24 protein-coding genes are annotated in these 25,870 nt (G+C 70.9%); 16 read left to right on the forward strand and 8 right to left on the reverse strand.

Annotated features, from left to right (window positions below):
• Window positions 1–822: 2-oxoglutarate dehydrogenase, E2 component, dihydrolipoamide succinyltransferase (sucB, locus tag AW271_RS24230; RefSeq protein WP_063818099.1), on the forward strand; the 822-nt coding region annotated here is incomplete at its 5' end.
• A 69-nt stretch (window positions 823–891) separates the two neighbouring features.
• On the opposite strand, the gene AW271_RS24235 is transcribed toward sucB, so the two are convergent.
• A complete protein-coding gene (locus tag AW271_RS24235) occupies window positions 892–2,616 on the reverse strand; it encodes a hypothetical protein (protein WP_062339896.1) in 1,725 nt (574 codons plus the stop codon).
• Window positions 2,617–2,727: 111 nt separating this feature from the next.
• On the opposite strand from AW271_RS24235, the gene AW271_RS24240 reads away from it, so the two are divergent.
• From AW271_RS24240 to AW271_RS24295, 12 genes are all read left to right on the forward strand, one after another.
• Entirely contained in the window at window positions 2,728–3,621 is an 894-nt protein-coding gene (locus AW271_RS24240) for a TIGR01777 family oxidoreductase (RefSeq protein ID WP_062339897.1), read from the forward strand.
• Window positions 3,622–3,678: 57 nt separating this feature from the next.
• Complete coding sequence (locus AW271_RS24245; RefSeq protein ID WP_062339898.1) at window positions 3,679–4,428, forward strand: Type 1 glutamine amidotransferase-like domain-containing protein; 750 nt, start codon at window positions 3,679–3,681, stop codon at window positions 4,426–4,428.
• Window positions 4,425–5,096 carry a lipoyl(octanoyl) transferase LipB gene (lipB, locus tag AW271_RS24250; protein ID WP_062339899.1) on the forward strand — a complete coding sequence of 224 codons (672 nt, stop codon included), beginning with the start codon at window positions 4,425–4,427 and terminating at the stop codon, window positions 5,094–5,096. The genes AW271_RS24245 and lipB overlap by 4 nt, the downstream gene beginning before the upstream one ends.
• 52 nt (window positions 5,097–5,148) lie before the next feature.
• Window positions 5,149–5,397 carry a hypothetical protein gene (locus AW271_RS24255; protein ID WP_157554584.1) on the forward strand — a complete coding sequence of 83 codons (249 nt, stop codon included), beginning with the start codon at window positions 5,149–5,151 and terminating at the stop codon, window positions 5,395–5,397.
• A gap of 46 nt (window positions 5,398–5,443) precedes the next feature.
• On the forward strand, window positions 5,444–8,170 hold the full coding sequence (locus AW271_RS24260; RefSeq protein WP_062339901.1) for a DUF11 domain-containing protein: 2,727 nt from the start codon (window positions 5,444–5,446) through the stop codon (window positions 8,168–8,170).
• Between the two features lie 155 nt (window positions 8,171–8,325).
• Window positions 8,326–10,557, forward strand: a complete 2,232-nt coding sequence (locus tag AW271_RS24265; protein ID WP_062339902.1) for a sensor histidine kinase — start codon at window positions 8,326–8,328, stop codon at window positions 10,555–10,557.
• A complete protein-coding gene (locus tag AW271_RS24270; RefSeq protein ID WP_062339903.1) occupies window positions 10,550–10,951 on the forward strand; it encodes a roadblock/LC7 domain-containing protein in 402 nt (133 codons plus the stop codon). Before AW271_RS24265 ends, AW271_RS24270 begins: the two co-directional genes overlap by 8 nt.
• A complete protein-coding gene (locus AW271_RS24275) occupies window positions 10,941–11,300 on the forward strand; it encodes a DUF742 domain-containing protein (protein WP_063818100.1) in 360 nt (119 codons plus the stop codon). The genes AW271_RS24270 and AW271_RS24275 overlap by 11 nt, the downstream gene beginning before the upstream one ends.
• A complete protein-coding gene (locus AW271_RS24280) occupies window positions 11,281–11,853 on the forward strand; it encodes a GTP-binding protein (RefSeq protein ID WP_062339905.1) in 573 nt (190 codons plus the stop codon). Before AW271_RS24275 ends, AW271_RS24280 begins: the two co-directional genes overlap by 20 nt.
• Before the next feature lie 38 nt (window positions 11,854–11,891).
• Complete coding sequence (locus AW271_RS24285) at window positions 11,892–12,860, forward strand: M48 family metallopeptidase (protein ID WP_157554586.1); 969 nt, start codon at window positions 11,892–11,894, stop codon at window positions 12,858–12,860.
• A 21-nt stretch (window positions 12,861–12,881) separates the two neighbouring features.
• Window positions 12,882–13,811: a lipoyl synthase gene (gene lipA, locus AW271_RS24290; RefSeq protein WP_062339907.1), complete on the forward strand. Its 930-nt coding sequence runs from the start codon at window positions 12,882–12,884 to the stop codon at window positions 13,809–13,811.
• A gap of 87 nt (window positions 13,812–13,898) precedes the next feature.
• Window positions 13,899–14,744, forward strand: a complete 846-nt coding sequence (locus AW271_RS24295; RefSeq protein WP_062339908.1) for a TIGR03619 family F420-dependent LLM class oxidoreductase — start codon at window positions 13,899–13,901, stop codon at window positions 14,742–14,744.
• Here AW271_RS24295 and AW271_RS24300 read toward each other — a convergent pair.
• Genes AW271_RS24300 through AW271_RS24325 form a run of 6 tightly spaced genes read right to left on the reverse strand, consistent with a single transcriptional unit; the run spans window position 14,731 to window position 21,932 of the window.
• Entirely contained in the window at window positions 14,731–16,449 is a 1,719-nt protein-coding gene (locus AW271_RS24300) for a GH39 family glycosyl hydrolase (RefSeq protein WP_157554588.1), read from the reverse strand. The genes AW271_RS24295 and AW271_RS24300 overlap by 14 nt on opposite strands.
• Complete coding sequence (locus AW271_RS24305; protein WP_218008169.1) at window positions 16,446–17,936, reverse strand: glucoamylase family protein; 1,491 nt, start codon at window positions 17,934–17,936, stop codon at window positions 16,446–16,448. The genes AW271_RS24300 and AW271_RS24305 overlap by 4 nt, the downstream gene beginning before the upstream one ends.
• Window positions 17,937–17,947: 11 nt before the next feature.
• A complete protein-coding gene (locus tag AW271_RS24310) occupies window positions 17,948–18,757 on the reverse strand; it encodes a carbohydrate ABC transporter permease (RefSeq protein ID WP_062339910.1) in 810 nt (269 codons plus the stop codon).
• Window positions 18,754–19,683, reverse strand: a complete 930-nt coding sequence (locus AW271_RS40090) for a carbohydrate ABC transporter permease (protein WP_157554590.1) — start codon at window positions 19,681–19,683, stop codon at window positions 18,754–18,756. Before AW271_RS40090 ends, AW271_RS24310 begins: the two co-directional genes overlap by 4 nt.
• 3 nt (window positions 19,684–19,686) lie before the next feature.
• Entirely contained in the window at window positions 19,687–20,931 is a 1,245-nt protein-coding gene (locus AW271_RS24320; RefSeq protein WP_062339911.1) for an extracellular solute-binding protein, read from the reverse strand.
• Complete coding sequence (locus tag AW271_RS24325; protein ID WP_062339912.1) at window positions 20,928–21,932, reverse strand: LacI family DNA-binding transcriptional regulator; 1,005 nt, start codon at window positions 21,930–21,932, stop codon at window positions 20,928–20,930. The genes AW271_RS24320 and AW271_RS24325 overlap by 4 nt, the downstream gene beginning before the upstream one ends.
• Window positions 21,933–22,135: 203 nt before the next feature.
• On the opposite strand from AW271_RS24325, the gene AW271_RS40095 reads away from it, so the two are divergent.
• A complete protein-coding gene (locus AW271_RS40095; protein ID WP_030450512.1) occupies window positions 22,136–22,813 on the forward strand; it encodes a DUF4191 domain-containing protein in 678 nt (225 codons plus the stop codon).
• Window positions 22,810–23,586, forward strand: coding sequence for a class I SAM-dependent methyltransferase (locus tag AW271_RS24335; RefSeq protein ID WP_062339913.1), 777 nt, complete (start codon window positions 22,810–22,812; stop codon window positions 23,584–23,586). The genes AW271_RS40095 and AW271_RS24335 overlap by 4 nt, the downstream gene beginning before the upstream one ends.
• Before the next feature lie 83 nt (window positions 23,587–23,669).
• Here AW271_RS24335 and AW271_RS24340 read toward each other — a convergent pair whose 3' ends face one another.
• The gene (locus AW271_RS24340; RefSeq protein ID WP_062339914.1) at window positions 23,670–24,122 is read right to left on the reverse strand and encodes an RDD family protein; all 453 of its coding nucleotides are present in this window, start codon (window positions 24,120–24,122) and stop codon (window positions 23,670–23,672) included.
• A gap of 188 nt (window positions 24,123–24,310) precedes the next feature.
• On the opposite strand from AW271_RS24340, the gene glnA reads away from it, so the two are divergent.
• Window positions 24,311–25,735 (forward strand): type I glutamate--ammonia ligase, encoded by a 1,425-nt coding sequence (gene glnA, locus AW271_RS24345; protein ID WP_030450515.1) that lies wholly within the window; start codon window positions 24,311–24,313, stop codon window positions 25,733–25,735.
• Window positions 25,736–25,870: the final 135 nt, after the last annotated feature.

Raw genomic sequence — 25,870 nt, forward strand, 5'->3', positions numbered from 1 at the left:
GCCCAGGCCCCAGCGGCCCCCGCCGCCGCTCCGGCCGCGCCGGCGCAGCAGGCCCCCGCCGCGGCGGCCGCCCCCGCGCCGATCCAGGTCGACACCACCCTGCGCGGCACCACGCAGAAGATGACCCGGCTGCGCAAGATCACCGCCGACCGCATGATGGAGTCGCTCCAGACGTCGGCGCAGCTCACCACGGTCGTCGAGGTCGACGTGACCCGCATCGCGCGGCTGCGCGACCGGGCCAAGGCGGCGTTCGAGGCCCGCGAGGGCGTCAAGCTGTCGTTCCTGCCGTTCTTCGCGATGGCGGCGGTCGAGGCCCTCAAGGTCCACCCCAAGCTCAACGCCGTGATCAACGACGAGACCAGCGAGGTGACCTACCACGACGTCGAGAACCTCGGCATCGCGGTCGACACCGACAAGGGCCTCATCGTCCCGGTCGTCAAGGGCGCCGGCGACCTCAACATCGCCGGGCTGGCCCGCAAGATCGCCGACCTGGCCGAGCGCACCCGCACCAACAAGATCAGCCCCGACGACATCGGCGGCGGCACCTTCACGCTGACGAACACGGGCAGCCGCGGCGCCCTGTTCGACACGCCGATCCTGAACAAGCCGCAGGTCGGCATGCTCGGCACCGGCGTCGTCGTGAAGCGCCCGGTCGTCGTCGACTCGCCCGAGGGCGAGGTCATCGCGGTCCGCTCGACGGTCTACCTCGCGCTGACCTACGACCACCGCCTGGTCGACGGCGCCGACGCCGCCCGCTTCCTGACGACGATCAAGCGCCGTCTCGAGGAGGGCCGCTTCGAGGGCCAGCTCGGCCTGGCCTAGTCACGCACCGGAAACCCCCGCCTGGCCTCAGGGCCGCGCGGGGGTTTCCGCGTGTACGGGAGGACCGCGCTACTTGTGCACGGGCTTCGGAACGGTGACGGCGGTCTTGAGCTTCTTCTGCGGTGTGGCGGCCGGGGGCGCGGCGGCGGGGCGCTTGGTCTTCTGGAGGGCCTCCTCGCGGCTCAGGTAGTTCGTGTAGGCGACGTCGTCGGCGTCGACCTCCGGCAGGTCGCCCTCCTCCTCGCTGGACAGGTAGCCGGTCTCGGCCCCCTTGGTCTGGAAGCCGATGAAGGCGCCGACGGCGGCGCTGATCGGGCCTGACCTGATGGCCGTCTTGAGGCGGGCGGCGGCGTCGCCGGGGAGGTGGGGCGGCTGGGCGTCGAGGTCGAGCAGGCGGATGAGGACCTCGGGGTCGGAGATCAGCGCGCCGGGTGTTCCCGGGTAGGCGTTCTGGTGGGTGGCCAGGGGGCGGGTGAAGCGGTCGGGCAAACCCTTGGTGAGGGTCAGATAGCACTGCAGGCAGCAGGCCTTGGAGATGCCGAGGGCGTCGGAGCCCGTGGTCTCGGCGACGGTGGCCGCCAGCATCTCGGCGTGCACCCCCTCGACCTCCTTGTCCTGGTTGGCGTAGGCGCGGACCCGCAGGCGGCCGTGCTTCTGCTCCAGTTCCTTCAGGTAGGCGAGGGTCTTGACCAGCCGCCGGTGGATCTTGACGTACTCGCCGTCGGCCTTGCTGCTGGTGGTGTACATGGTCTTGGCGAGTTCCTCGACGGCGGCGTTCTGGCGTTCGGCCGGCAGCCGGGACATCTCGAGGAGCCGGGCCACGCTGACGCCCATGGTCGCGGTGCCGTTGTTGGCGAAGACGGCCAGGTCGCGCCCCTTGCGGAGGACGGCGACGCAGACCCGGTCGCGGTTCTGGCAGTAGATCATGTCGGCGAGGCGGTCCATGCTGCGGTCGTCGGCCAGGCTGGGGTCGGCGGCCATGACGGCGAGCTGGTCCGGATAGGTGGTGCCGAGCACGTTCTTCTTCTGGTGCTCCATCAGGGCGGCCACCCACTTCTGGGTGAGCGTCCTGATCTGCCCCCAGTCGGCGTGCTTGGGGACGTTCTTGCGGTTGGCCGCCCGCATTGCGGGCCATCGCGCGAAGGCGCCCTCCTCGACGAGCTCGTTCATCATGGGGCGGAGCCGGGTGAGCAGGAAGCCCTTTCCCCGCACCCGCTCACAGGCGGCCTCGATCGCCTCCACCTGGCCGGGGAACGTCGGCAGGTCGGGCACCCACTTCGCCGACGCGGCGATCTCGGCCAGGATCTCGATCGGGTCGGTCGCCTTGACGCTGAACGCTCGGGCGATGAGGGCCCAGAGGTCGGCGTCCTCCGGGTCGGCGGTCAGCAGGAAGTCGTAGGGCGGGTCGGGGAGGACTCCGCGGAGGCCCTCGACCAGGTCGCGGGCGATCCGGAGGTCGTCGCCGCCGCTGCCGTCGTCGAGGGCGGCGACGACCTTCTTGACGGCCGCGCGGTTGCGCTCGACGACCTGCCGCAGCACGGAGAGGTCCGTGAGGGGGAGCTCGGCGTGGAGCTGGAGGAGGTCGTCGGAGGGAAGCTCGTTCTCGAAGCTCTCGTCGGCGTCCTCGGCCTCGTCGCCGTCGTCGGCGGCGGGGTCCTCGGACATGGCGTCGTCGGGCTCGGGCCCGGCGTTCCGGTCGTCGGGGATTTCCTCGCCGGAGTCGCCGGAGTCGTCGGAGATGACGATGACCTCGGGCTTCTTCTTCACCGGCTGCTTCTTCTTCGATTTGTGCATCGCAGTCCTCCCGCCGTGGTCGCGCTCCGGTCATGGTCCATCACAAATGACGTTTGAACGAGACCCTGTCCGGTACGTCACCGAACGGGGGCGTGATACGAAGGGGTAATCATGAAGATCGCGGTGACGGGGGCCTCGGGCCTCATCGGGACGGCGCTGACCGCCTCCCTGCGGCAGTCGGGTCACGAGGTGCTCTCGCTGGTCCGCCGACCGCCCGGCGGCCCCGGCCAGGTCCAGTGGGACCCTTCTGGCGGCGTGCTCGACCCGGCCGACCTGGCGGGCGTCGAGGCGGTCGTCCATCTGGCGGGGGCGGGCATCGGCGACCACCGGTGGACCGACTCGTACAAGAAGACGGTCATGGAGAGCCGCCGCAAGGGCACCTCGACGCTGGTCAAGGCGCTCAACGCGATGGACAAGCCCCCCTCGGTGCTGCTGTCGGGGTCGGCGGTCGGCTACTACGGCGACACCCGCGACCGGCTCGTCGACGAGACCGCGCCCCGGGGCGCCGGGTTCCTCGCCGACGTCTGCGGGGCCTGGGAGGAGGCCGCGCAGCCCGCCCGGGAGTCGGGCATGCGGGTGGTGACCATGCGGACGGGCGTGGTGTTGTCGAAGCGGGGCGGGATGCTGGGGCAGATCCTGCCGATCTTCCGGATCGGGCTGGGCGCTCCCCTGGGGTCGGGCGAGCAGTACCTGTCGTGGATCTCGGTGCCCGACTGGGTGAGCGCCGCGCGGTTCCTGCTGGGGGCCGACATCGACGGCGCGGTGAACCTGACGGCGCCCGAGCCGGTGACCAACAAGACGTTCACCAAGGAGGTCGCGGCGGCGGTGAAGCGGCCGTCGATGCCGCTGGCCGTGCCGGGGTTCGTGCTGAAGACGGCCGTCGGCGGGTTCGCCGAGGAGGGCATCCTGATGGGGCAGCGGGCGGTGCCGGCGCGGCTGACCGCCGCGGGGCACCACTTCTCCCACCCCACGATCAAGGAAGCCCTGGCAGACGCCCTGCGGTGAGGGAGCGTCTCCCGTAGCATGGGCCCCCTCATTTGGCCGACGACACGGGAGTGAAGCATGGGACGCAGCGGGCAGTCGCACATCGTCGCGATCGGCGGCGGGTCGTTCCGCCCGACCGAGCGGTTCGGGACGCTGGAGGCCACCGGGCTGCTCCGTTACGTGCTCGACCTCACCGGCGTCGACCGGCCCAAGCTGGGCCTGATCGCCACGGCCGTCGGCGACCAGCCCGACTGGCTGCTGAAGATGTACGAGGCCTTCCGGTCCTTCGACGTCGACCTCAGCCACCTGTCGCTGTTCCCGATGCCCAACGTCGCCGACCCGCGCGAGTGGCTGCTGGAGCAGGACGCCGTCTACGTCAGCGGCGGCAGCGTCGCCAACCTGATGGCGTTGTGGCGGCTCCACGGCCTCGACGAGGCCATGGAGGAGGCCTGGAACAACGGCGTCGTGCTGGCGGGCCAGAGCGCGGGCGCGTTGTGCTGGCACGTGGGCGGCAATACCGACTCCTTCGGGCCGGAGCTGCGGCCGTGGGCCGAGGGGCTCGGGCTGCTGCCCTACTCGTGCGGGGTCCACTACAACAGCGACGTCCAGCGCCGTGACCTGCTGCAGCGGTCGGTCGCCTCGGGCGAGCTGCCCGACGGTTACGCCGCCGACGAGGGCGTCGCGCTCCACTACGTCGGGACCGAGTTCATCCAGGCCGTGACGGTCGATCCCCACGGGTACGCGTACCGGATCGAAAGAGATGGTGAAGAAGGGGTCAAGGAGTTCCGTATCGAACCACGGCGACTCGCGTCTACAGTTGACGTGTGAGGCTGGCGATCGTCCGACTTGGTGTCGATGTCCCCTATGAACAGGCGTGGAGCCTGCAGCGGGTCGTCCATCGGCGCCGCGTCGCCGACGAACTGCCCGACACGGCCCTCCTCCTGGAGCACGCGCCGGTCTACACGGCCGGCAAGCGCACCCGCCCGGCCGACCGGCCGTCCGACGGCACCCCGGTCATCGACGTCGACCGGGGCGGCAGCGTCACCTGGCACGGCCCCGGCCAGCTCGTGGGCTACCCGATCGCCAAGATCGACGACGTCATCCCCTACGTACGGCTGCTCGAAGAGGTCCTGATCCAGGTGTGCGCCGACTTCGGCGTGGTCGCCGGGCGGGTCGAGGGGCGGCCCGGGGTGTGGGTGCGCGGCGAGGCCCACCACGGCATCCCCGACCGGCGCCTGGGCGCCATCGGCATCCGGGTCGAGCGCGGCGTGACGATGCACGGCTTCGCGCTCAACTGCGCCAACGACCTGAGCTGGTTCAACCGGATCGTGCCGTGCGGCATCCCCGACGCGGGGGTCACCTCGTTGTCGGCCGAGACCGGCCGGCGCATCACGGTCGACGAGGTCATCCCGTTCGCCGAGAAGCGGCTGGGCGACGCGTTCGGCGCCGAACCCGTGTCGATGTTCGAAGAGGAATTGCTCGGACGCCGGCAATAACTCCTTTGAATTGGAACACCAGGTGGCCGCATTCCATGCCTAGACTGCGATCATGACGAACGGCGGACCTCGTCCGGACGCGATGCTGGACCATCTGATCGCCGTGCTCTCCCAGCTCACCACGGAAGACCCGCCGAGCGACCCGCAGGCCGCCGAGGCGCGGGCCATGCTGGAACTCGGCATCGACGTGGCCTATCTCGACGACCCGGAGGGCGCGGCGAAGGCCGCGGAATGGCTGCAACAGCGCGTGAAGCTCATTTTGGGGCAGCTGGAAGAATGCCGAATGGGATTCGTCGAGTAGAGGGGTACTCAAGCCTTCCGGGCGAAAGAGCACGACCGTCGGAGGCATGCCGACCCGTACCCTCCGGGTGGTCCTGGCCCTGTTCCTGACGTTCTCCGGGATCACCCTTCTCACCGCACCAGCACGAGCGGCCGCCACGCAGCCGCTCACCGTCCGCGTGCTGCTGGTCTCGTGCGTCGACCCCTGTGACGAGACCGGGCTCGAAGGTCTCGGCGGGGGCGCCCCCGACTTCTACGCCGAGATCGCCTACGCCGGGTTCCCGACGTACCGCACGCCGCGCGCCGCCGACGACCAGACGCAGATCGCGCCCTTCTGGACGATCACCCAGCAGGTCCCCACGACGGTCGTCGACCAGGAGATCTCGGTCCTGATCAAGGACCACGACTCCACGTCGGCCGACGACCTGGCCGACAGCTCCCCTCGTGTGGGCGACCCATACACCCGGTTCACCGTGAACATGATCGACGGAGAGGTGACCGGCGACCTGACCGGGACCGGCTGCGTCGCCGGCAACGGCGAGCCGAGCGGCGGCGTCTTCGGCGCCGACCCCCAGCCCAGCGTCCAGGTCTGCCTGGAGATCACCCCGGCCCCGGCGGCCGACTCCGACGGCGACGGGTTCACCGACTACGAGGAGTACCGGGGCCGCGACTTCAACGGCGACGACGTCGTCGACCTGGTCCTGCCGGACGCCGACCCCGCCCGCCGCGACCTCTACGTCGAGGTCGACTACATGGCCGGGCGCAAGCCGCAGAACGGCGTCTACGCCGACGTGGCGCAGGCCTTCCGCGACGCGCCGGTGACCAACCCGCAGACCGGCGCCACCGGAATCGCGCTGCACCTCATCGAGGACGAGCAGCTCACGTTCGTCAACGACATCGACTTCTCCGACACCCGGGTGCCCGGGCCGGGCAACGACTTCGACGACGTCAAGCTGGGCTCGGGGCCGTGCGGGGCGGGCGCGGGGTCGTTCATGTCGGCGGCCGACCGGTCGAGCCCGCTCTGCCAGGAGATCCACGCCTTCAAGCGCCAGCGGTTCCGGTACGCCATGTTCATCAACGAGCTGACCGGCGGCGGCCGCACCTCCGGGCGGGCCGAGCTGCACGAGCGGGGCGGCAACGACTTCGTCGTGTCGCTGGGCGCCTGGCCCGACTTCGCCAACGTCGGCGGGCAGCGGGCGGCCGAGGCGGCCACGCTGATGCACGAGCTCGGCCACACGCTGGGCCTGGCCCACGGCGGGCGGCGCGACAACGGCACCCTCGACCCGGTCAACTGCAAGCCCAACTACTACAGCGTCATGAACTACCTCCGGCAGTTCGCCAACTACGACGCCGGCCGGGACCTCGACTTCCAGGAGAACGCGGCCGAGACGCTGGTGGAGAACGACCTCGACGAGGTGAAGACGCCCGGGTTGCAGAACGCGCCCCGGTTCGTGATCTATGGCGCGCCGGCCGCGACCGGCCCGACCTGGTTCCGGGTCAGCGCGGCGAACGCGATCGACTGGACCAACACCGGCGCCCCGGCCGACGCGAGCGCCACGTCGAACGTGAACTTCTTCCCGTGGGAGGGCGCGGAGTGCTCCGGCACGTCGTCGTCGGAGACGCTGATCAGCCACCCCGACTGGGACCGGCTGCAGTACTCCTTCACCGGCAGCCCCTACTTCTCCGACGGCTCCCACGGCACGATGCCCGCCGAGGTCACCTACGAGGAGGCCACCCGGGTCGCCACCAGCGACCTGACCGTCGGGCTGAGCTTCGACAAGAGCGCGGCGGCCCCCGGCGAGACGGTCACCGCCCGCGCCGCCGTGACCAACAAGGGCGCCCAGGCGTCGGAGGGCGCCACGGTCACCGTCGGCGGCACGACCCGGCAGCTGCCGCCGCTGGGCTCGGCCACCGAGGAGTTCCCCTCGACCGTGCCGTGCGACGTCGCCGACGGCGCGACCCGGTCGGCCACCGCGACGGTGGCCGCCACGAACGAGGGTGCGGGGCTGACGGGCGACAACACCGCCACGGCGAGCTACACGGTCAACGCGCCGCAGGTGACGGTGTCGGTCGCCGCCACGCCGTCGGTGAAGGCGGGCGAGGCGGTCGCGTACGCGGTGACGTACCAGAACGAGGGGACCTCGGCCGCGAGCGGCGCGAGACTGACCCTCACCCCGCCGCCGGGGGTGCGCACCACCGGCCCCCTGACCCGCGACCTCGGCACGCTGGCCCCCGGGCAGCAGGGCACGGTCACGATCACCGGGCGGCCGAGCCTGCTCACCGAGGCGGGCGCGCTCCAGGCCGCGGCGACGGTCGTCTACGGCTCCAACGCCTGCGCCTATGAGGCGTCCGGATCGGCGACGACCACGGTCACGGTCCAGGCGCCGAGCCGCGACCCGATGCTCCCGGCCCTGTGGGCGCTGCGCGGCGACCTGCAGACGACCGAGGTGCTGGCCCGGGTGCACGCCACCGACCAGCGTCACGACACCAACGGCGACGGCACGCTCAGCCGCCAGGAGACCGGCGCGGCGTTCCTGCTGCCGGTGCTCCAGCCCCGGCGGTTGCGGGCCGAGATGCTGGCCACGCTGCTGAACCTGGGCACCCGGCGGATCAACGCCGGCACCCGGGTCGAGACCGTCACGATCAGGCGGCTCGGCCTGGAGACGGTCGGCGACGCCGTCAGATACGCCCAGGCCACCCTCACCCAACCTCCATCGCTCGCGAACGTGATCCGTTACACCGACGCCACACTGGCGCTCACGGAAATCAACGCGGGCATCGCGGAACGCTACTGATCCAGGAGGACGCGGGCGCCTCACGGGCGCCCGCGTTTCCCTTTGTTTACATCACGCCGGAAAGTAACTATCTTGCTCCAACATGGGCGGCGCCATGGGGCGCCTCCGCACGCGTTCGGGGGCGCTGAACGTCGCTTTCGAACGAGACGAGAGCCATGGGTTTCAATCGTGACACGATCAGGTCTAAGGCGTTCTCCCTGCTCGTCGTGCCCCTGCTGGCCCTGACCACCGTCTGGGCCTACGTCGCCGTCACCTCGGTCGCCGAAGCCACCGGCCTGTTACGGTCCGGCGAACGGTACACGGCCTATCTGCGCCCCGCCGAAGCCCTGCGCGACGCCCTGCGGCAGGAACGCCGGTTCAGCGTCGCCGCGCTCCGCGACGCGCGCGTGAGCGCGCGCGAGTACCTGTCCGAGCGGCGCGCCGAGACCGACCGGGCGGTAGCCGGCTTCCGGGCGGCGACCGCGCGGCAGGACCCGGCCACCCTGCCGGGCACGACCGGGCTGCTGCTGGCCCGGCTCGACGGGCTCGCGGCCGTGCGGGGCTCCGTCGACGGAGGGGTCTCCACGGCGGTGACCACCATCGGCGTCTACAGCGACCTGGTCGACGAGATCTACACCTTCACCTCCACCCTGGCCAAGAACGGCGGGCTCACCCCCGAGCAGTACTCGCAGGTCCGGTCGCTGAACTCGCTCGACTTCGGGCTCGACCTGCTGGCCCGGGAACAGAGCCTCATCGGGTACGCCATCGCCGATGACAACCTGGCCCCCTCGATGCACGCCTCCTTCGTCGAGCTGCTCGTCAACCGCCGGTTCCTGCTGCGCAACGAGGCGGCGGCGCTCGACGCCGACGTGCGGGCCGGGCTGGAGCGGCTCTTCGTCAAGCCCGTCTACAGCGCGCTGACCGAGGGCGAGAACCGCATCGCCGCGTTCGTGCCGACCGACGGCGAGCTCCCCTACGGCCTGCAGCAGTGGCTCAAGGACGGCGCCACGGTCACCGCCGAGGTCGACGGCCTGCGGAAGGCAGCGATGGACCGGGCGCTCGGCGCGGCCGGGCAGCGGGTCAGCACGATCCTGTGGCGCACGGCGTTCATCACCGGGGCCGGCCTGGTCATCCTGATCGTGTCGGTGCTGATCTCGGTCAGGTTCGGCCGCCGCCTCGTGCGCGAGCTGGGCGACCTGGAGACGAGCGCCACCGACGTGGCCCGCTCGCGGCTGCCCGACCTGGTCCGGCGGCTGCGCGCGGGCGAGTCGGTCGACCCGGTCCAGGAGACCCCGCGGGTCGCCGAGGGCCGCACCGTCGAGGTCAGGAACGTTTCAGGGGCCTTCAACCACGTGCTCGGCGAGGCCGTGCGGGCCTCGGTCGGGCAGGCCGAGCTGCGGCGCAGCGTCGGCCAGGTGTTCCTCAACCTGGCCCGGCGCAACCAGTCGCTGCTGCACCGCCAGCTGTCGCTGCTGGAGGTCATGGAGCACCGCGTCGACGACCCGACGACGCTGGAGGACCTGTTCCGGCTCGACCACCTCTCGACCCGCATGCGCCGGCACGCCGAGAACCTGATCATCCTGTCGGGCGCGGCCCCCTCCCGCCGGTGGCGGGAGCCGGTGCCGATCTTCGACCTGGTACGGGGCGCCGTCACCGAGGTCGAGGACTACACGCGCGTGGTGGTCCAGGAGATGCCGCAGGCGCCGACCGTGCAGGGCTCGGCGGTCAACGACCTGATGCACCTGGTCGCCGAGCTGATCGAGAACGCGACCGTGTTCTCCCCGCCCGGCACCCGCGTCTACGTGCGCGGCGAGATCGCCGCCAACGGCTACGCGCTGGAGATCGAGGACCGGGGCCTCGGCCTCGACCACGCCAAGCTGGAGGCGCTCAACCGGCGCATCGCCGAACCGCCGGAGTTCGACCTGGCCGACAGCGAACGGCTCGGCCTGTTCGTGGTGGCCCGGCTGGCCGCCCGGCACGGCGTGCGGGTGCTGCTGCGCAAGTCGCCGTACGAGGGCGTGACCGCGATCGTGATGATCCCGCCGGCCCTGCTGGCGGCGCCGGAGGACCGGCGGGCCGCGTACTTCCCCTCGGCTCCGGCGCCCGCGCAGGCGCCCCCGGTCCGGCGCACGCCCCTGCCGCCGCCACCGCCGCCGCAACCGCCCGCGCCGCCGGCCGTCGCGGACGACTTCGACATGGAAGGACTGCCGCAGCGGGTCCCGCAGACCCATCTGGCGGCGCCGCTGCGGGGCGAGGCCCCCCAGCGGCCACCGGCACAGGCACCACAACAGCCCGGCTTCGACGCGAGCTCCGCCGAACGGCGGGCCGGGCTGATGACGTCCATGCAGCGCGGCTGGGAACGCGGCCGGCGCGAAACGGGGATAGGGAAGGACAGTACCGATGGCTGATCTCGCCAGGGAACTCGACTGGTTGCTCGACGACCTCATCCGGCGGGTACCGGGGGTGCGCCACGCGGTGGTGCTCTCGGCCGACGGGCTGGCGATGGGCGGGTCGCAGGAGCTGAGCAGGGAGGACACCGAGCACCTGGCCGCCATCGCGGCCGGGAGCCACAGCCTGGCCCAGGGCGCGGGGCGGCGGTTCGGCGTCGGCAACGTCCGTCAGACGATCATCGAGCTCGACGGGGCGTTCCTGTTCGTCACCGCCGCCGGAGACGGCGCCCGCCTGGCCGTCATGACCAGCCCCGACTCCGATCTGGGCGTGGTCACCTACGAGCTCACCATGCTCGTGAAGCGGGTCGGGGAGCACCTGAGCTCACGGCCAAGGGCGGTACATGGCCGCTGACGAGGACCCGGAGCCAGGGCCCCTGGTCCGGATGTTCGCCGTCACCGGCGGACGCGCCCGCCCGGTGGGCGAGGCCTTCGACGTGATCGCCGTGGTGACCACGATCGGCATGCCGTACGACCAGGCCGGCCTCTCCCCCGAGCACCTCGCCGCACTCCGGCTGGCCACCCGGCCCATCACGGTGGCCGACATCGGCACCCGGTTGCGGCTGCCCCTGAACATCACCCGCGTGCTGCTCGGCGACCTGCGGCGCGAGGGGCTGGTGTCGATCGACCCTCCGGCGGCCACGGCCGGAGTCCTGAACGAGCGGATCTACCAGGAAGTGCTCAATGGACTACGCGCGCTCTGACACTCTGGCGATCAAGATCCTGATCGCGGGCGGGTTCGGCGTGGGCAAGACGACCATGGTGTCGGCGGTGAGCGAGATCCAGCCGCTGTCCACCGAGGAGCTGCTCAGCGACCGGGGCGCGCGGGTCGACGACACCAGCGGCGTGGAGGCGAAGACGACGACCACGGTCGCCCTCGACTTCGGCCGGATCACCCTGCGCGAGGGCCTGTGGATCTACCTGTTCGGCACCCCCGGGCAGGACCGGTTCTGGTTCATGTGGGACGAACTGGCCATCGGGGCGCTGGGCGCGGTCGTGCTGGCCGACACCCGCCGCCTCGGCGACGCCTTCCCGGCGGTCGACTTCTTCGAGCAGCGCCGGATCCCGTACATGGTCGCGGTCAACCTGTTCGACGGCGCCCGCCGCCACGACCCGGCCGTGATCCGCCGGGCGCTGGCGGTCCCGGCCCACGTGCCGCTCGTGCCCTGTGACGCGCGCGACCGCGAGTCGGCCAAGGAGGTGCTGCTCACCCTGGTCCGCCACGCCCGTGAGATGTCACGTGTTGGCGCGAATTGAGACTGACAAGTCAGCCCGCATGTCAGGACAATGCTGACATGTCACGTGTTCTGGCCACACTCGTGGCGATCGTGGTGCATCTGTTCACGCTCGCGTTCGTGGCGACCGGCGTCGCGCTGATCGCCGCGGCGCCCGGTTTCCTGCCCGCCTGGCTGCTCGGCGTCTTCCTGGTCGCGGTCGGGCTCATGCTCCGGCCCCGCCTCGGGAGGGTGCCGCCCGACGCCGACGTCCTCCCCGAGGCCGCGGCTCCGGTCCTGTACGGCCTGGCGGCGCGGGTGGCGGCCGAAGCCGGGGTGCCCCGGCCGCTGGTGGCCGTCCACGACCTGGGCCTGGGCGCGACCTACGCCCGGGTCGGCCTGCGGCGGCGGCCGGTGCTGACGATCGGCCTGCCGGTCTGGCTGGCATTGTCGCCGTCGCTCCGGGTGGCCCTGCTGGCGACGGCGTGCGCGCAGGACCGGCTCGACGACGGCGTGATCGTGGGCGGGGCCAAGGCGACGCTGGCCGAGGTCAGGGTGGCCCTGTTCGGGCTCGGCCCCAGCGAGGTGCGGCAGCGGGCCCATCTGGAGATGGCCATGACGCTGGGGGCGTGGGCGCCCAAGACGGCCTACGAGACGGCCGGCTGGTTCGGGCGCATGCTCGGCTGGCTGGTCGGCTGGCCCGCCGTACTGGCGGAGGGCGTGCTGAACCGGCTGACCCGGGCGACCACGGCCCGCGCGGAGGCCGGGATCGCCGCGACGGCGGCGGCCGTCGCGGGCCCGGACGCCATCGCCGAACTCGCCGAGGTGATCACCTCGCGGAGCTACCTGGCCCCGATGCAGGCCGCCGCGCTGCGCGGCGAGGACGTGACGGCCATCCGCCGGGCGGCCCTCGACCGGGCGGCGGTGCGCCAGATGACCTCCGGCGACCCCGGCCCGCCGGTGGCCGTGCTGACCGAGTCGGAGCACGTCGATCAGGAGCTGCGGGCCCACTACGAACGGGCGGTCAGGGGCCTTGGCCTGCTGTCCTGAGCAAGGGCATAAGCTGTCAAGGTGAGTGTTGCCCCTGACGGCCGTAAGCTCCTCCGCCTGGAGGTGCGCAACAGCCAGACCCCGATCGAACGCAAGCCGGCGTGGATCAAGACCCGGCTGAAGACGGGCCCTGAATACACCGAACTGAAATCCCTCGTCCGCCGCGAGGGCCTGCACACGGTGTGCGAAGAAGCGGGTTGCCCGAACATCTACGAATGCTGGGAAGATCGCGAGGCGACCTTCCTGATCGGCGGCGACCAGTGCACCCGGCGCTGCGACTTCTGCCAGATCGACACCGGCAAACCCGCCGAGTACGACCGCGACGAGCCCCGGCGCGTCGCCGAGTCGGTCCAGCAGATGGGCCTGCGCTACGCCACCGTGACCGGCGTGGCCCGCGACGACCTCCCCGACGGCGGCGCCTGGCTCTACGCCGAGACCGCCCGGCAGATCCACGCGCTGCTGCCCGGCTGCGGCGTCGAGCTGCTGGTGCCCGACTTCAACGGCAATGCCGACCAGCTGGCCGAGGTCTTCTCCGCCAAGCCCGAGGTGTTCGCCCACAACATCGAGACGGTGCCGCGCATCTTCAAGCGCATCCGCCCCGCCTTCCGCTACGAGCGCTCCCTCGGCGTGATCACGATGGCCCGCGAGGCCGGCATGGTCACCAAGTCGAACCTGATCCTCGGCATGGGCGAGGAGCGGGAGGAGGTCGTCCAGGCGATGCGCGACCTCCACGAGGCCGGCACCGACCTGCTGACCATCACCCAGTACCTGCGGCCCAGCCCCCGTCACCACCCGGTGGAGCGGTGGGTCAAGCCCGAGGAGTTCGTCGAGCTCCAGGCCGAGGCCGAGGCGATCGGCTTCGCCGGGGTCCTGTCGGGGCCGCTGGTCCGCTCGTCCTACCGGGCCGGCCGGCTCTACCAGCAGGCGATCGAGCAGCGCGCCCGCGCCTGACGACACGATTCACGAAGCGGCCGGGGGATCATCCCCCGGCCGTTCCGCTTGCCTTGACGCCGGTGGCAGGGTTCTACCCTTGCGCGGGTGAAGTTCGGAATCAGCTACAGCACGCCCTACCACGGCATCGACCCCGACACCCTGGTCGCCTCCGCCGTCACCGCCGAGGAGTTCGGCTTCGAGTCGTTCTACGTGCCGGAGCACATCGTGCTGTATCCGGGGGCCGCGCTCGGGCGCTTCGTCATCCCGCCCTCGTTGCCCTACCTCGACCCGCTCGACTGCCTGGCGTTCGTGGCCGCCTCCACCCGGCGCATCCTGCTCGGCACGGGGGTGCTCCTGCTCCCCCACCACCACCCGGTCGTGCTGGCCAAACGGCTGGCCACCGTCGACGTGCTCGCCAAGGGGCGGATGCGCCTGCTGACCGTGGGGCTCGGCGGCCTGCCCGGTGAGGCGGCGGCCGTGGGGGTCGACTTCCGCACGCGGGGGCGGCGCGCCGACGAGGCGATCGACGTCCTGCGGCTGCTCTGGGGCGGCGGCGAGGACGGGGTCGCGTTCGCCGGGGAGTTCTTCGCGTTCGACGGGCTGGTCCAGTTCCCCAAGCCCCACGGCGGGTCCCTGCCGATCCACGTCGGCGGTTCGAGCCGGGCGGCGGCCCGCCGGGCGGGGCTGCGGGGCGACGGCTGGTTCCCGGGCGGCGCGCTCGACGCGGCCGAGCGGGCCGCCCAGTTCCGGCTCGCCCAGGACACCGCGGCCGAGGCCGGCCGCGGGCCGCTGGACTACACCCAGTCGGGGTCGATCGACATGACGGCCGAGCAGGTCGCCGAATGGGCGGCCCAGGGGGTGACCCGGATCGTGGTCGGGGTCCCGTCGGCCGACCCCGCCGAGCAGCGGGACGAGCTGGCCGCGTTCGCGCAGCGGCTCATGGGGTCGTGATCTCCAGGTAGGAGACGCCCGGCATCGGGAGGTCGAAGGCCACTCGGATCGTCGAGCCGCTCGTGGTGACCGGCGGGGTGAGCTCCTCCAGGACGTCGGCCGCCCGCAGGGCCTCCCACTCCGCGTCGGTCGGCCAGTCGGTCGTCCCGTGCCAGTGGGCGCGGATGTTGGAGTGGCGTTCGTCGATGCGGTGGTGGGTGACGGTGTGGTCGCCCTCGCCGAGGTCGTCGACGGTCACGGTCACCGTGCGCGACAGGTCGGGGTCGCCGTCGGCCTTCGCCTGGTTGAGGGTGCCGTTCCAGAGCAGGATGCCGACCGTGCCGTCGGGGCGGCGGGCGGCCCAGACCTCCACTCCCCCGGCGTCGCCCTCGACCTTGGCGACCAGTTCCTCCTCGCCCAGGCGGTTGGCCAGTTCGAGCGCCCACCAGCGGGGTTTGCGCAGGTTGCCGACGCTCAGGAGGCCGAAGCCGCCGTGGAAGAGCCTCGGCGGGCGGCCCAGTTCCTCGAAGTGGTCGGAGGCCACCCAGTGGGACAACGACTCCACCCGGCCGGCCGCCGACTTCATGCCGTGCAGCAGGAAGGACGCGCCGAAGGGGCCGTCGCCGATGCCGTGGAAGTGGGTGGGGGTGGGGCCCCATTCCGTCCACCAGATGGGCGTGCCGGCCAGGCCGTGGCGTTCCAGGGCGGGGCGCCAGTCGAGGGGGGCGTTGCCGTAGGTGTGGGTGGAGACGAAGTCGACCGGCAGGCCCCGGGCGATCAGCTCCTCGACCCAGCCGTTGGCGGCCGACGACGGGCCGCCGACCCGCAGGCCGGGGTGCACGTCCTTGACGGCGGCGGCGCTGATCTCGTACAGGCGGAAGTAGTCGTCCGGGGTGCCGGACCAGAAGACCTCCAGGTTGGGTTCGTTCCAGACCTCGAAGGCCCAGTTGTCGACCAGTTCCCGCAGGCCGTAGCGGTCGGCGCAGTGCTGGGTGAAGGCGCGCACCAGGTCGCCCCAGGCGTCCCAGTCCTTCGGCGGGCTGATGATCGCCTCGTAGCCGAAGACCGTCTTCGACGGGTCGGCGGCCAGCTCCTCGGGCATGAACGAGAGCTCGACGATCGGGCGCAGGCCGATCTCCATGAGGGTGTCGTAGATCTGGTCGACCCGGGAGAAGTCGTAGCCGTCGTCGAGGACGCGGACCTCGTCGAGGATCGCGTGGGCCCGCACGGTCGCCACGCCCAGCTCCGTGTGCGCCAGTCTGAGGGCCTCGACGAGCTCCTTCTCCTCGAACATGTACGACAGATGCTCCGACCCGATCATGAACCGCCACGGCCGGGGCAACTCCCGGGCGACCGTGCCGGAGACGGCGACCCTGGCCACCCCCGGCCCGCCCGGCGAGCCGTGCACGGGCGAGCCGGCCGGGCCGCCGACCGCCGACACCCGGTACCAGCTCGGGTCCTGGCCCGTGTCGACGTAGCGGCACGACGGCACCGCCGCGACGTCCACGTCGGGCTGGCTCGTCACCCCGTAGGGGCCCTCGCGGAACGGCGAGCGCTCGACCGTGTAGCCGGTCGCTCCCGGGACCGGCTCCCACGTCAGGGTGACGCAGCCGCGGCCGGGGGTGGCGTGCAGGCCCCCCGGCGGGGGCAGGTCCACGGCCGGGGCCGCGGTCACCTCCCCCGACGGGCGATGGATGCGCGCCTGCCAGTCACGACGGGCCTTCACGAACGGACCTCCCAGCTCTCCTGCGACAACACCGGCTTCAGGGCCCTCTCGACGTCGCGGGAGGCGAAGTAGCCCCGCAGCTTGTCCCTGGTCAGCCGGTTGCCGAGCGCGATCATGATCATGCCCTGGTCGAGGGCGAGGTACTGCTTGGCGACGGTCTTGCTCTTGACGGCCACCGCGTCGTAGAAGCCGCCGGGGCCGTAGGCGTCGAAGTCCTTCTTGATCTTGGCGAGGTTGGTGAGCGCGTCCTTCTCGGCGTAGCGCAGCGCCAGGAAGGAGGCGTGCGGGGTGACCACGCCGTCGCCGTAGGTCGTCGGCTCGGGCTTGGCCGGGCGGCAGTCGCCGTAGCCGTAGTCGACCGAGGTGCGCTCCTGGTCGGAGGTGTAGCCGTCGGTGTCCATGCCGAGCGCGTCGACGCCGTACTCGCGGTAGCCGCCGGCCGGGTTGTTCGACGGGGAGAAGCCCCAGTAGCCGTACTTGGCGTCGTCGAGGCCGTGCGCCTTCTGGGCCTTCACGTAGACCGGGTGGTTGCGGCCCCACGACTTGGCGCCCCAGACGTCCTCGGGCACGAGCTGCGGCACCATCAGCGCCTCGAACATGCTGCCGCCCCAGGTCGGCACGAGCCGCATGCCCTTGTACCCGTAGGTGCCCTCGAAGACCCGGACCCCCTCGAAGGTCTGCCACGAGCCCTCGGCCCGCTGCTCGGCCCAGCCGAAGTCGCAGTCGTCGTTGGGGTGGGTGCGCAGCATGCCGAAGTAGTGCGCCTTGGGGATCTGGTTCAGGGCGATGCCCACATAGGACGTGATCCGGGTCTCGGTCATCGCGCCGTAGTGGTGGCAGGTGGAGTAGACGGTCGTGCCGGAGTCGTTGTAGTCGGACTCCACCGAGCAGCCTTCGGGCTTGACCGGCCAGAACCCGCCGCGCAGCAGCCCGGTGCCCTGGGCGGCGGCGCCCTGCGGGTCGTAGTAGGACGAGAAGTCCATGCTGCGCACCAGCCGGTCGGCGTCGCGGGCGACCGACGGCACGGCCGAGCGGATCATCAGTAAGGCCGCGCCGAGCCAGCCGTTGTCGACGCTGGAGGCGAACGCCGCGACCGGGTCGCCGCTGTCGGGCCAGGTCGTCACCAGGGCGAGCGTGTGGGGGTCGTACCAGTTGAAGAACTGGCCGGTCGGTTCGTGGCGTTCCAGCTTCTGGACGTTCTGGAGCACCTGCCGCACCCGCTTCTCCGCGTCGCGTGCGGAGATGATCCCGGTGTCGCGGGCCGCGACCGTGCTCCACAGGTAGGTCGCGATGTTGGTCGGCGAGGTCACCTTGGCCCGCGTGGCGGGGTCGAGGGTGCCCTCGATCTTGTCGGCCGGCAGGCCCGTGGCCGGATCGACCATGGCCGCCATCGATTTCCAGGTGTCCTTCGCGTAGGTCGTCAGCACGTCGTCGGGGGCGGGTGCCGCCGGGGATACGGCCAGCAGCACGGCCAGCGCCATTCGCATGCGCGGGTTCCTTACTTGAGTCCGGTGGAGGCGATGCCCTGCACGAAGTAGCGCTGCAGGAACAGGAACAGCAGGAGGATCGGGGCGACCACGACGACGGCGCCGGCGATGAGCAGGCCGTACTGGGTCGCCTGGGCGTTGCTGAAGATGGCCAGCGCGACGGGCAGGGTGTACATGTCCTCGCTCTGGGCCACCACGGCGGGCCAGAGGAAGTTGTTCCACGAGGTCATGAACGTGATCAGGCCCAGGGTCGCGAGCGCGGGCCGGCACAGCGGCAGCACGATCGAGAAGAAGATCCGGAACTCCCTGGCCCCGTCGACGCGGGCGGCCTGGATGAGCTCGTCGGGGATGTCGGCGATGAACTGACGCATCATGAAGATCCCGAGCGGCGCCACCACGAACGGCAACACGATGCCCAGGAACGTGTTGACCAGCCCGAGCTTGGCGATCAGCACGAACTGCGGCACCATCACGACGATCGCCGGCACCATCAGCTGCACCATCACCAGGCCGAACAGGGTGTTCCTGAACCGGAACCGCAGCTTGGCGAAGGCGTAGCCGACCATCGAGCAGAACAGCAGGTTCGCGACCACCAGGGCGACCGCGATGACCGCGCTGTTGAGGAACGCGGTGCCCATGTTCATGCGCTCGAACAGGCCCGAGTAGTTGCTGGTCGTCCACTCGGCGGGCAGCAGCGTCGGCGGGTTGCGCCGGATCTCGCTCTCGGGCTTGAACGAGGCCAGCAACGTCCACAGGAACGGGAAGACCACCACGAGCAGCCCGGCGGTGAGCAGCACGTAGCTCGACGCACGGCGTTTCACGAGCGCCTCCCGATCCGGAACTGGAGGACCGCCAGGGCGACGATCACGGTGAACAGCACGGTGGCGGCGGCGCCCGCGTAGCCGTAGGCGCCCGCGCCGAACTGGTTGTAGATGGCCAGCGACGCCGAGGTGGTCGCCCCGGCCGGGCCGCCCCGGGTCATGACGAGGGGTTCCTCCATGAACTGGGCGAACCCGATCGAGGAGTAGACCGTGCAGAACAGCAGCGCCGGCTTCAGCATCGGCACGGTGACCGACCGGAAGCGCTGCCAGCGCCCGGCGCCGTCGATGTCGGCGGCCTCGTAGAGCTCCTTCGGGATGCCCTGGAGCGCCGCCAGCAGCACGACCATGTCGAACCCGAAGCTCCGCCAGGCCGTCATCACGATGATCACCGGCAGGGCGGTGCGCTCGTCCGACAACCATGCCGGGCCGTCGATCCCGATCCAGCCGAGGAACTGGTTGACCGGCCCGGCGTCCGGGTCGAGCAGGAAACGCCAGGCCACGGCGATGCCGATGATGCTGGTGATGTACGGGGTGTAGTAGCCCAGCCGGAAGAACGCGGCGGGCAACCGGGCGATGCCGGAGTTGAGCGCGACGGCGGCGGCCAGGCCGAGCGCGATCGTCAGCGGCAGCGTGGTCACCACGAAGATCAGCGTGTTCAGCGCCGCCTTGCGCATCAACTCGTCGTCGAACAGGCGCAGGTAGTTCTCCACGCCGACGACGTCGACGGCGAGCGGGTCGCGGACGTCGGTGCTGCGCATGTCGGTGAAGCTCATGCCGAGCCCGGCCAGCAGCGGACCGGCCCAGAACACGACGAACACCACGAGGAAGGGCAGCACGAAGATCCAGGCCACCCACGAGTTCCTGGGCTTCCTGAACACCGGCGGCGGTTTCTCCAGGACCGGGGGTCGTTCCAGGGTGGTCGCCATGGCTCAGGCCCCGGTGCCGATCTGGTCGGCCTGCTCCTGCATGCGCTTGGCGGTGGCGGCCGAGTCCTGCTTGCCGAGGGCGTACTTCTCCAGCTCGACCTCCATCACCCGGGCGACCTGCTCCCAGGTGGGCACGGCCGGGGCGGGCTTGGCGTCCTTCAGCTGGGCGCCGAAGACCTGCACCCGCTCGTCGGCGGTCAGCGCGGGCTCCTGCCAGGCGGCCTGGACGCTGGGCAGCGACGACGCCGTGGTGTACCACTCGGCCTGCACCTTCGGGTCGGTCAGCCAGGTGAGGAACTTCCAGGCGGCGGCGCGGTTCGGCTTGTCCTTGAAGACGACCATGTTGCTGCCGCCGACCAGGCTGGTGCCGCCCGACGGGCCCTTGGGATAGGGCGCGACGGCGAACTTGTCCTTGAACGACTCGCCGCCCTCCTGCTCCATCGAGGTGATCATCCATGGGCCGGAGTAGAAGGCGCCGACCCGGCCCGCGACGAACGTCTGCGGGAACGCGCCGGTCGGCTGGTTGGTGACGGCGAGGCCGTCCTTGAAGAACGACCCCCAGTGTTCGAGGGCCTGGACCATCTGCGGGGTGTCGAGGGTCCACTTCCCGTCGGCCTGGAAGTCGCCGCCGACCTGGTAGAGCAGCGGGGCGATCTCCTGCCAGGAGCCGGTCCGGAAGTTCTGCTCGACGCCCAGCTCGGCGCCCTCGTCCTTGAGCTTCTTGACGAAGCCGGTGACCTCGTCCCAGGTGGCCGGGGCCTTGGCGTCCTTCACCAGGTCGGTGCGGTAGTAGAAGGCGCGGGTCTCGACGTACCAGGGGACGCCGTAGGCGGCGCCGTCGACGACGCCGGTGGCCCACGCGCTGGGGAAGAAGGCGTTCTGGTCGACCAGGTCGGCGGGGGTGGGCTCGATCGCGCCGGTCTTCACCATCTCGCTCAGCCAGGTGTTGCCGATCATCGACACGTCGGGGGTGGCGTCGCCGGCGATGGCGGCGGTGATCTTGTCGTGGGCGACGTCCCAGCCCAGGGCCGTGACGTTGACGGTGATGCCGGGGTTGGCCTGCTCGAACTTCTGCGCGAAGGCGTCGAGCTTCTCCCCCTCGGTGCCCATCGCCCAGACGGTGACCGACCCGCTGGCCTTGGCGGTGTCGACGGCCTGGGCCTCCTCGGCGGGCCCGCCGGAGTCGCGGCCGCAGGCGGTGGCGGCGAGGGCGACGGCCAGCAGGCCTATGGCGTACTTCTTCTTCACGGTTCCTCCGGGGGGTGCACTGGATGGACGCCACAACTCGCCCGGATGACGAGGTCGGTGGCGAGGACGCGGGTGGTGTCCGTCGGCTCCGCCCCGGCGATCAGCTCGTCCAGGAGGCGGGCGGCGGCGGCGCCGAGCTCCCGCAGGGGCTGGCGCACGGTGGTGAGGGCGGGCCGGGAGTGGCGGGCGGCCATGATGTCGTCCCAGCCGGTGACGGCGACGTCGCCGGGCACGCTCAGCCCGAGCTCCTCGGCGGCCAGGATCACGCCGAGGGCGACCTGGTCGTCGGCGCACATGACCACGTCGGGGCCGCTCCCGAGCAGCTCCAGCCCGGCTTCGTAACCGCCCTCGACCGTGTACGGGCACTCCACCGGCCGCGGCGCGGCGATCCCGTGACGGCCGAGGGTGCGGGCGACGGCCGTCCACCGCTGGCTGACGTCGCCCTCGTCGTGGCCGCCGGCCAGCGCGAACGCGCGGTGCCCGTGGGCGATCAGGTGCACGGCCAGCGCCTCGGCGGAGTCGGCGTTCTCGCTCCGCACGGCCTCGGTGCCGGGGTGGGCCTCACGGGCCAGCATGACCATCGGCAAGCCCGAGCCGGCCAGCTCGGTGAGCAGCGCGTCGGGCAGCGTCTGGCCGAAGACGACGAGCCCGTCGACGCGGGTGGCCAGGTCCTTCACCGTCTCGGGCACCCCGGCCCGGTCGCGGGCCGACAGGATCAGCACCGACCGGCCGAGCTCGGCGGCGACCTCCTCGTAGCCGAGCAGGACCTCGCCGAAGTAGGGGCCGGACAGGTCGGGGAAGACGATCCCGTTGGCGGCGTGGCGGCCCTCGGCCAGCGACACCCCCAGGCGGCTCGGCGTGAACCGCAGCTCCTCGACCGCGCGCAGCACCTTCTCGCGGGTCGCCGCCGACACCGGGCCGGTGCCGCGCAGCGCCCGGGAGACCGTGGCGATCGACACCCCGGCCAGCCGCGCGACTTCGTAGATCGTCGAATCGGACACCCGTCATCCTTCGCTCTGGGCTGTAAGCGCTTCCACTGCCCGTGCGAAGGGAGATCACACCGAGATTTATTACGGTTTTATAACTACGACTCCGACCGGCGGGCTTCTACGACTCCCTGGCGCGAGCCACAGCCGGCCTGCGGCCGTCCGCGTCTCGCTTCTCGTTTTCACGATTGGAGCCCGGGATTTGTATCCTTCAGGGCATGGCGAAGGACTCGGCGAACCCAGGCCGCATCAAGCAACTCCGGATGGTCGCGCAGATCATCAAAAAGGCCAATCCCAAGGGGATGCCGATCGTCTACGCGACGGTCGTGGCCGTCATCGCGCTCGCGGTCGTGATCGGCCTGCTGACCGGCGCGTTCTGGTACGTGCTGATCCTCGGCATCCCGGTCGCGCTGCTGGCCGGCATGCTGCTGTTCGGCCGGTTCGCGCAGCGCGCGCAATATTCCCTGCTCGACGGCCAGCCCGGCGCGGTCTACGCGATCCTGCAGGGCATGCGCGGCAACTGGATGGTCGAGGAGAAGCCGGTCGCGGTCAACCGCGAGCAGGACCTGGTCTTCCGCCTGGTCGGCTACCCCGGCGTGATCCTCGTCTCCGAGGGGCCGGGCACCCGCGTCCAGAAGATGCTGGTCGCCGAGAAGAAGCGGGTCCAGCGGGTCGCCATCGACGTGCCGGTCTACGACGTGCAGTGCGGCGACGGCGAGGGCCAGGTTCCGCTGGCCAAGCTCCAGCGCCACCTGATGAAGCTGCCGCGCAACCTGAAGAAGCCGGCCGTCTCCGAGGTCAACAACCGCATGCGCGCGCTGACCCCGTCGATCCCGATGCCGAAGGGCCCGCTGCCCAAGGGCGCCCGGTTGCCGAAGGGCGTCCGGCCCCGGTGACCACACCCGACAGCCTGACCTCCGCGCGGGCCAACCGGGGCTACTGGGACTCCGCGGCCGACGACTACCAGGCCGAACACGGCGCGTTCCTGCGTGACGACGGGTTCGTCTGGTGCCCCGAGGGGCTCGACGAGGCGTCGGCCGGGCTGCTGGGCGACGTCCGGGGGCTGTCGGTTCTCGAGGTCGGCTGCGGCGCGGGTCAGTGCGGGCGCTACCTCGCCGCGCGGGGCGCGTCGGTGGCGGCGTTCGACGTGTCGCACCGGCAGTTGCAGCACTCCCGCCGCATCGATCTCGATCTCGGTACGACCCTGCCGGTCGTGCAGGCCGACGCCGAGAAGATCCCCTTCCTGGCCGGCGCCTTCGACCTGGCCTGCTCGGCCTTCGGGGCGATGCCCTTTGTCGCCGACGCCGCGGGCGCGCTGCGCGAGGTGGCCCGGGTGCTGAAGCCGGGCGGGCAGTTCGTCTTCGCCGTGTCCCACCCGATCCGCTGGGCCTTTCCCGACGACCCGGGGCCTCGGGGGCTGACCAGCGACCGGTCCTACTTCGACCGCACGCCCTACCTGGAGCGCGACGACGCGGGCGAGGTCACCTATGTGGAGCACCACCGCACGATGGGCGACTGGGTCGCCGCGATCACGGGCGCGGGGCTGCGGCTGCAGGAGCTCATCGAGCCCTCGTGGCCCGATGGGCACGATCGGGTGTGGGGTGGGTGGAGTCCCCTCCGCGGTCGGCACTTCCCCGGGACCGTGATCTTTCGAGTCGTCTCCCCCTGAGCCCCGCGCGGCCGGGTGGCGCCGGATGCGGCGGCCTGCCGGTTCGGCGGTCGGGGCCGGGGTGGGCGGCGCCGTAACGGAGACTATTTGTCTTTGAGCACGACGGTGCCGGCGAAGCGGTCGTGGAGACCGCGCTGGTCCTTGTCGAAGATCAGCGCCGGGACGGCCAGGATGAGCAGGACGGTGCGGATCAGCACGGCCTTCGGCGACGGCTGGCTGCCGTCGAGGGTGGCGACCCGGATGTTGACCAGGCGCATGCCGAAGGTCATACCCATCGTGCCGACGAGCAGAATGTATTCGAGCGCGAGAATGCCGATGGTGACGAGGGCGGCGTCGGTGCCGGTCAGCCGGAGCAGGCCCTGGCTGATCGCCCAGGCGCAGATGAGCCAGTCGATGAGGAGCGCGCCCAGGCGCCTGACGAACCGGGCAATCGAACCTTTACCCTGCTCAGGCAGGCCCAGCCGCTGTCCCGGATAGTCTTGAACAGCGGGCGTGCCGCTCAACCAGGTCTGCGTCCAGCGGGGCTCTTTGCTCATGGCTCCAGCGTAATGGCCGCCTTATTCGGTCGTAACGATGACCTGCGGCGACGCCGGTAGTTACACCCTGCGGTCAGGTTTCGACAGCGTGCTTCCCATTAACACGTGTGAAACAAACGAGACATGGGACGGAAACGGCACAGTCCTACTTTCAGTCTGCTAAGCCAGTGCCCCTGGGAGGTTCGAGAGTGTTTAACTCCGCCGACGACGTCCTGTCGTACATCCGGGACGAAGGCGTGCAGTTCGTTGACGTCAGGTTCACCGACCTGCCGGGGACGACTCACCACTTCACTTTCCCCGTCGAGAACTTCGGCCCGAACGTCTTCTCCGACGGCCTCATGTTCGACGGGTCGTCCATCCGAGGTTTCCAGGCCATCCACGAGTCGGACATGCTGCTGCTGCCCGACCCCTCGACGGCCGTGCTCGACCCGTTCCGCCAGCACAAGACGCTCAACATCAACTTCTTCGTGCACGACCCGCTGACCGGCGAGGCCTACAGCCGCGACCCGCGCAACGTCGCCCGCAAGGCCGAGGAGTACCTCAAGGGCACCGGCATCGCCGACACGGTCTACTTCGGCCCCGAGGCCGAGTTCTACATCTTCGACGACGTGCGCTTCCAGACCAACCAGCACTCGTCGTTCTACTACATCGACTCGATCGAGGGCGCCTGGAACACCGGCACCGCGACCGAGGGCGGCAACCTGGGCTACAAGCCGCGCTACAAGGGCGGCTACTTCCCGGTCCCGCCGATGGACCACTTCACCGACCTGCGGTCGGAGATGGTGCGCCGGCTGATCGACTCGGGCATCGAGACCGAGATGCAGCACCACGAGGTCGGCACCGCCGGCCAGGCCGAGATCGACTTCCGGTTCGGCACGCTGCTCAAGACCGCCGACAAGCTGATGCTCTACAAGTACATCATCAAGAGCACGGCCCTGGAGTTCGGCCACACGGTCACCTTCATGCCGAAGCCCATCTTCGGCGACAACGGCTCGGGCATGCACTGCCACCAGTCGTTGTGGAAGGACGGCGAGCCGCTGTTCTACGACGAGGTCGGCTACGCGGGCCTCTCCGACATCGCGCGTTACTACATCGGCGGCCTCCTGAAGCACGCGCCGTCGCTGCTGGCCTTCACCAACCCGACGGTGAACTCCTACCACCGCCTGGTGCCGGGCTACGAGGCGCCGGTCAACCTGGTCTACTCGCAGCGCAACCGGTCGGCCTGCGTCCGCATCCCGATCACCGGCTCGAACCCGAAGGCCAAGCGCATCGAGTTCCGGGTGCCCGACCCGTCGTGCAACCCCTACTTCGCGTTCGCGGCCATGCTGATGGCCGGCATCGACGGCATCCGCAACAAGATCGAGCCGCCGGAGCCGGTCGACAAGGACCTCTACGAGCTTCCCCCGGAGGAGGCGCGTTCGGTGCCGCAGGTGCCGGGGTCGCTGCCCGAGGTGCTCGACGCTCTCGAGGCCGACCACGACTACCTGCTCGAGGGTGGCGTGTTCACCCCCGACCTGATCGAGACGTGGATCGCGTACAAGCGCGAGAACGAGATCGACCCGATCCGGCTGCGCCCGCACCCGCACGAGTTCGAGCTCTACTACGACGTGTGACCGGTGGCCGCGCGGTGACCCGCCTGGTCATCGCGCGGCGCCGTGCCGGCTCTGCTTCGGTTCCGGCCGAGCGGTGAAACCGCGTCGATCGCCTGAGGCGATCAGGAGCGGAAGCCCGTGGGAAGGTCCTGTACC

It is taken from the genome of Herbidospora sakaeratensis (genome assembly GCF_001570525.1).
GTDB lineage: Bacteria > Actinomycetota > Actinomycetes > Streptosporangiales > Streptosporangiaceae > Herbidospora > Herbidospora sakaeratensis.

Bases quoted from the DNA above. Each gene is read 5' to 3' on its own strand.
- AW271_RS24280 (WP_062339905.1), top strand. From the start codon at position 11,281: ATGGACTACGCGCGCTCTGACACTCTGGCGATCAAGATCCTGATCGCG.
- AW271_RS24305 (WP_218008169.1), bottom strand. From the start codon at position 17,936: ATGCGAATGGCGCTGGCCGTGCTGCTGGCCGTATCCCCGGCGGCACCC.
- AW271_RS24260 (WP_062339901.1), top strand. From the start codon at position 5,444: ATGCCGACCCGTACCCTCCGGGTGGTCCTGGCCCTGTTCCTGACGTTC.
- AW271_RS24265 (WP_062339902.1), top strand. From the start codon at position 8,326: ATGGGTTTCAATCGTGACACGATCAGGTCTAAGGCGTTCTCCCTGCTC.
- AW271_RS24270 (WP_062339903.1), top strand. From the start codon at position 10,550: ATGGCTGATCTCGCCAGGGAACTCGACTGGTTGCTCGACGACCTCATC.
- AW271_RS24255 (WP_157554584.1), top strand. From the start codon at position 5,149: ATGACGAACGGCGGACCTCGTCCGGACGCGATGCTGGACCATCTGATC.
- AW271_RS40095 (WP_030450512.1), top strand. From the start codon at position 22,136: ATGGCGAAGGACTCGGCGAACCCAGGCCGCATCAAGCAACTCCGGATG.
- AW271_RS24340 (WP_062339914.1), bottom strand. From the start codon at position 24,122: ATGAGCAAAGAGCCCCGCTGGACGCAGACCTGGTTGAGCGGCACGCCC.
- AW271_RS24240 (WP_062339897.1), top strand. From the start codon at position 2,728: ATGAAGATCGCGGTGACGGGGGCCTCGGGCCTCATCGGGACGGCGCTG.
- AW271_RS24245 (WP_062339898.1), top strand. From the start codon at position 3,679: ATGGGACGCAGCGGGCAGTCGCACATCGTCGCGATCGGCGGCGGGTCG.
- AW271_RS40090 (WP_157554590.1), bottom strand. From the start codon at position 19,683: ATGGCGACCACCCTGGAACGACCCCCGGTCCTGGAGAAACCGCCGCCG.
- AW271_RS24285 (WP_157554586.1), top strand. From the start codon at position 11,892: ATGTCACGTGTTCTGGCCACACTCGTGGCGATCGTGGTGCATCTGTTC.
- AW271_RS24235 (WP_062339896.1), bottom strand. From the start codon at position 2,616: ATGCACAAATCGAAGAAGAAGCAGCCGGTGAAGAAGAAGCCCGAGGTC.
- AW271_RS24275 (WP_063818100.1), top strand. From the start codon at position 10,941: ATGGCCGCTGACGAGGACCCGGAGCCAGGGCCCCTGGTCCGGATGTTC.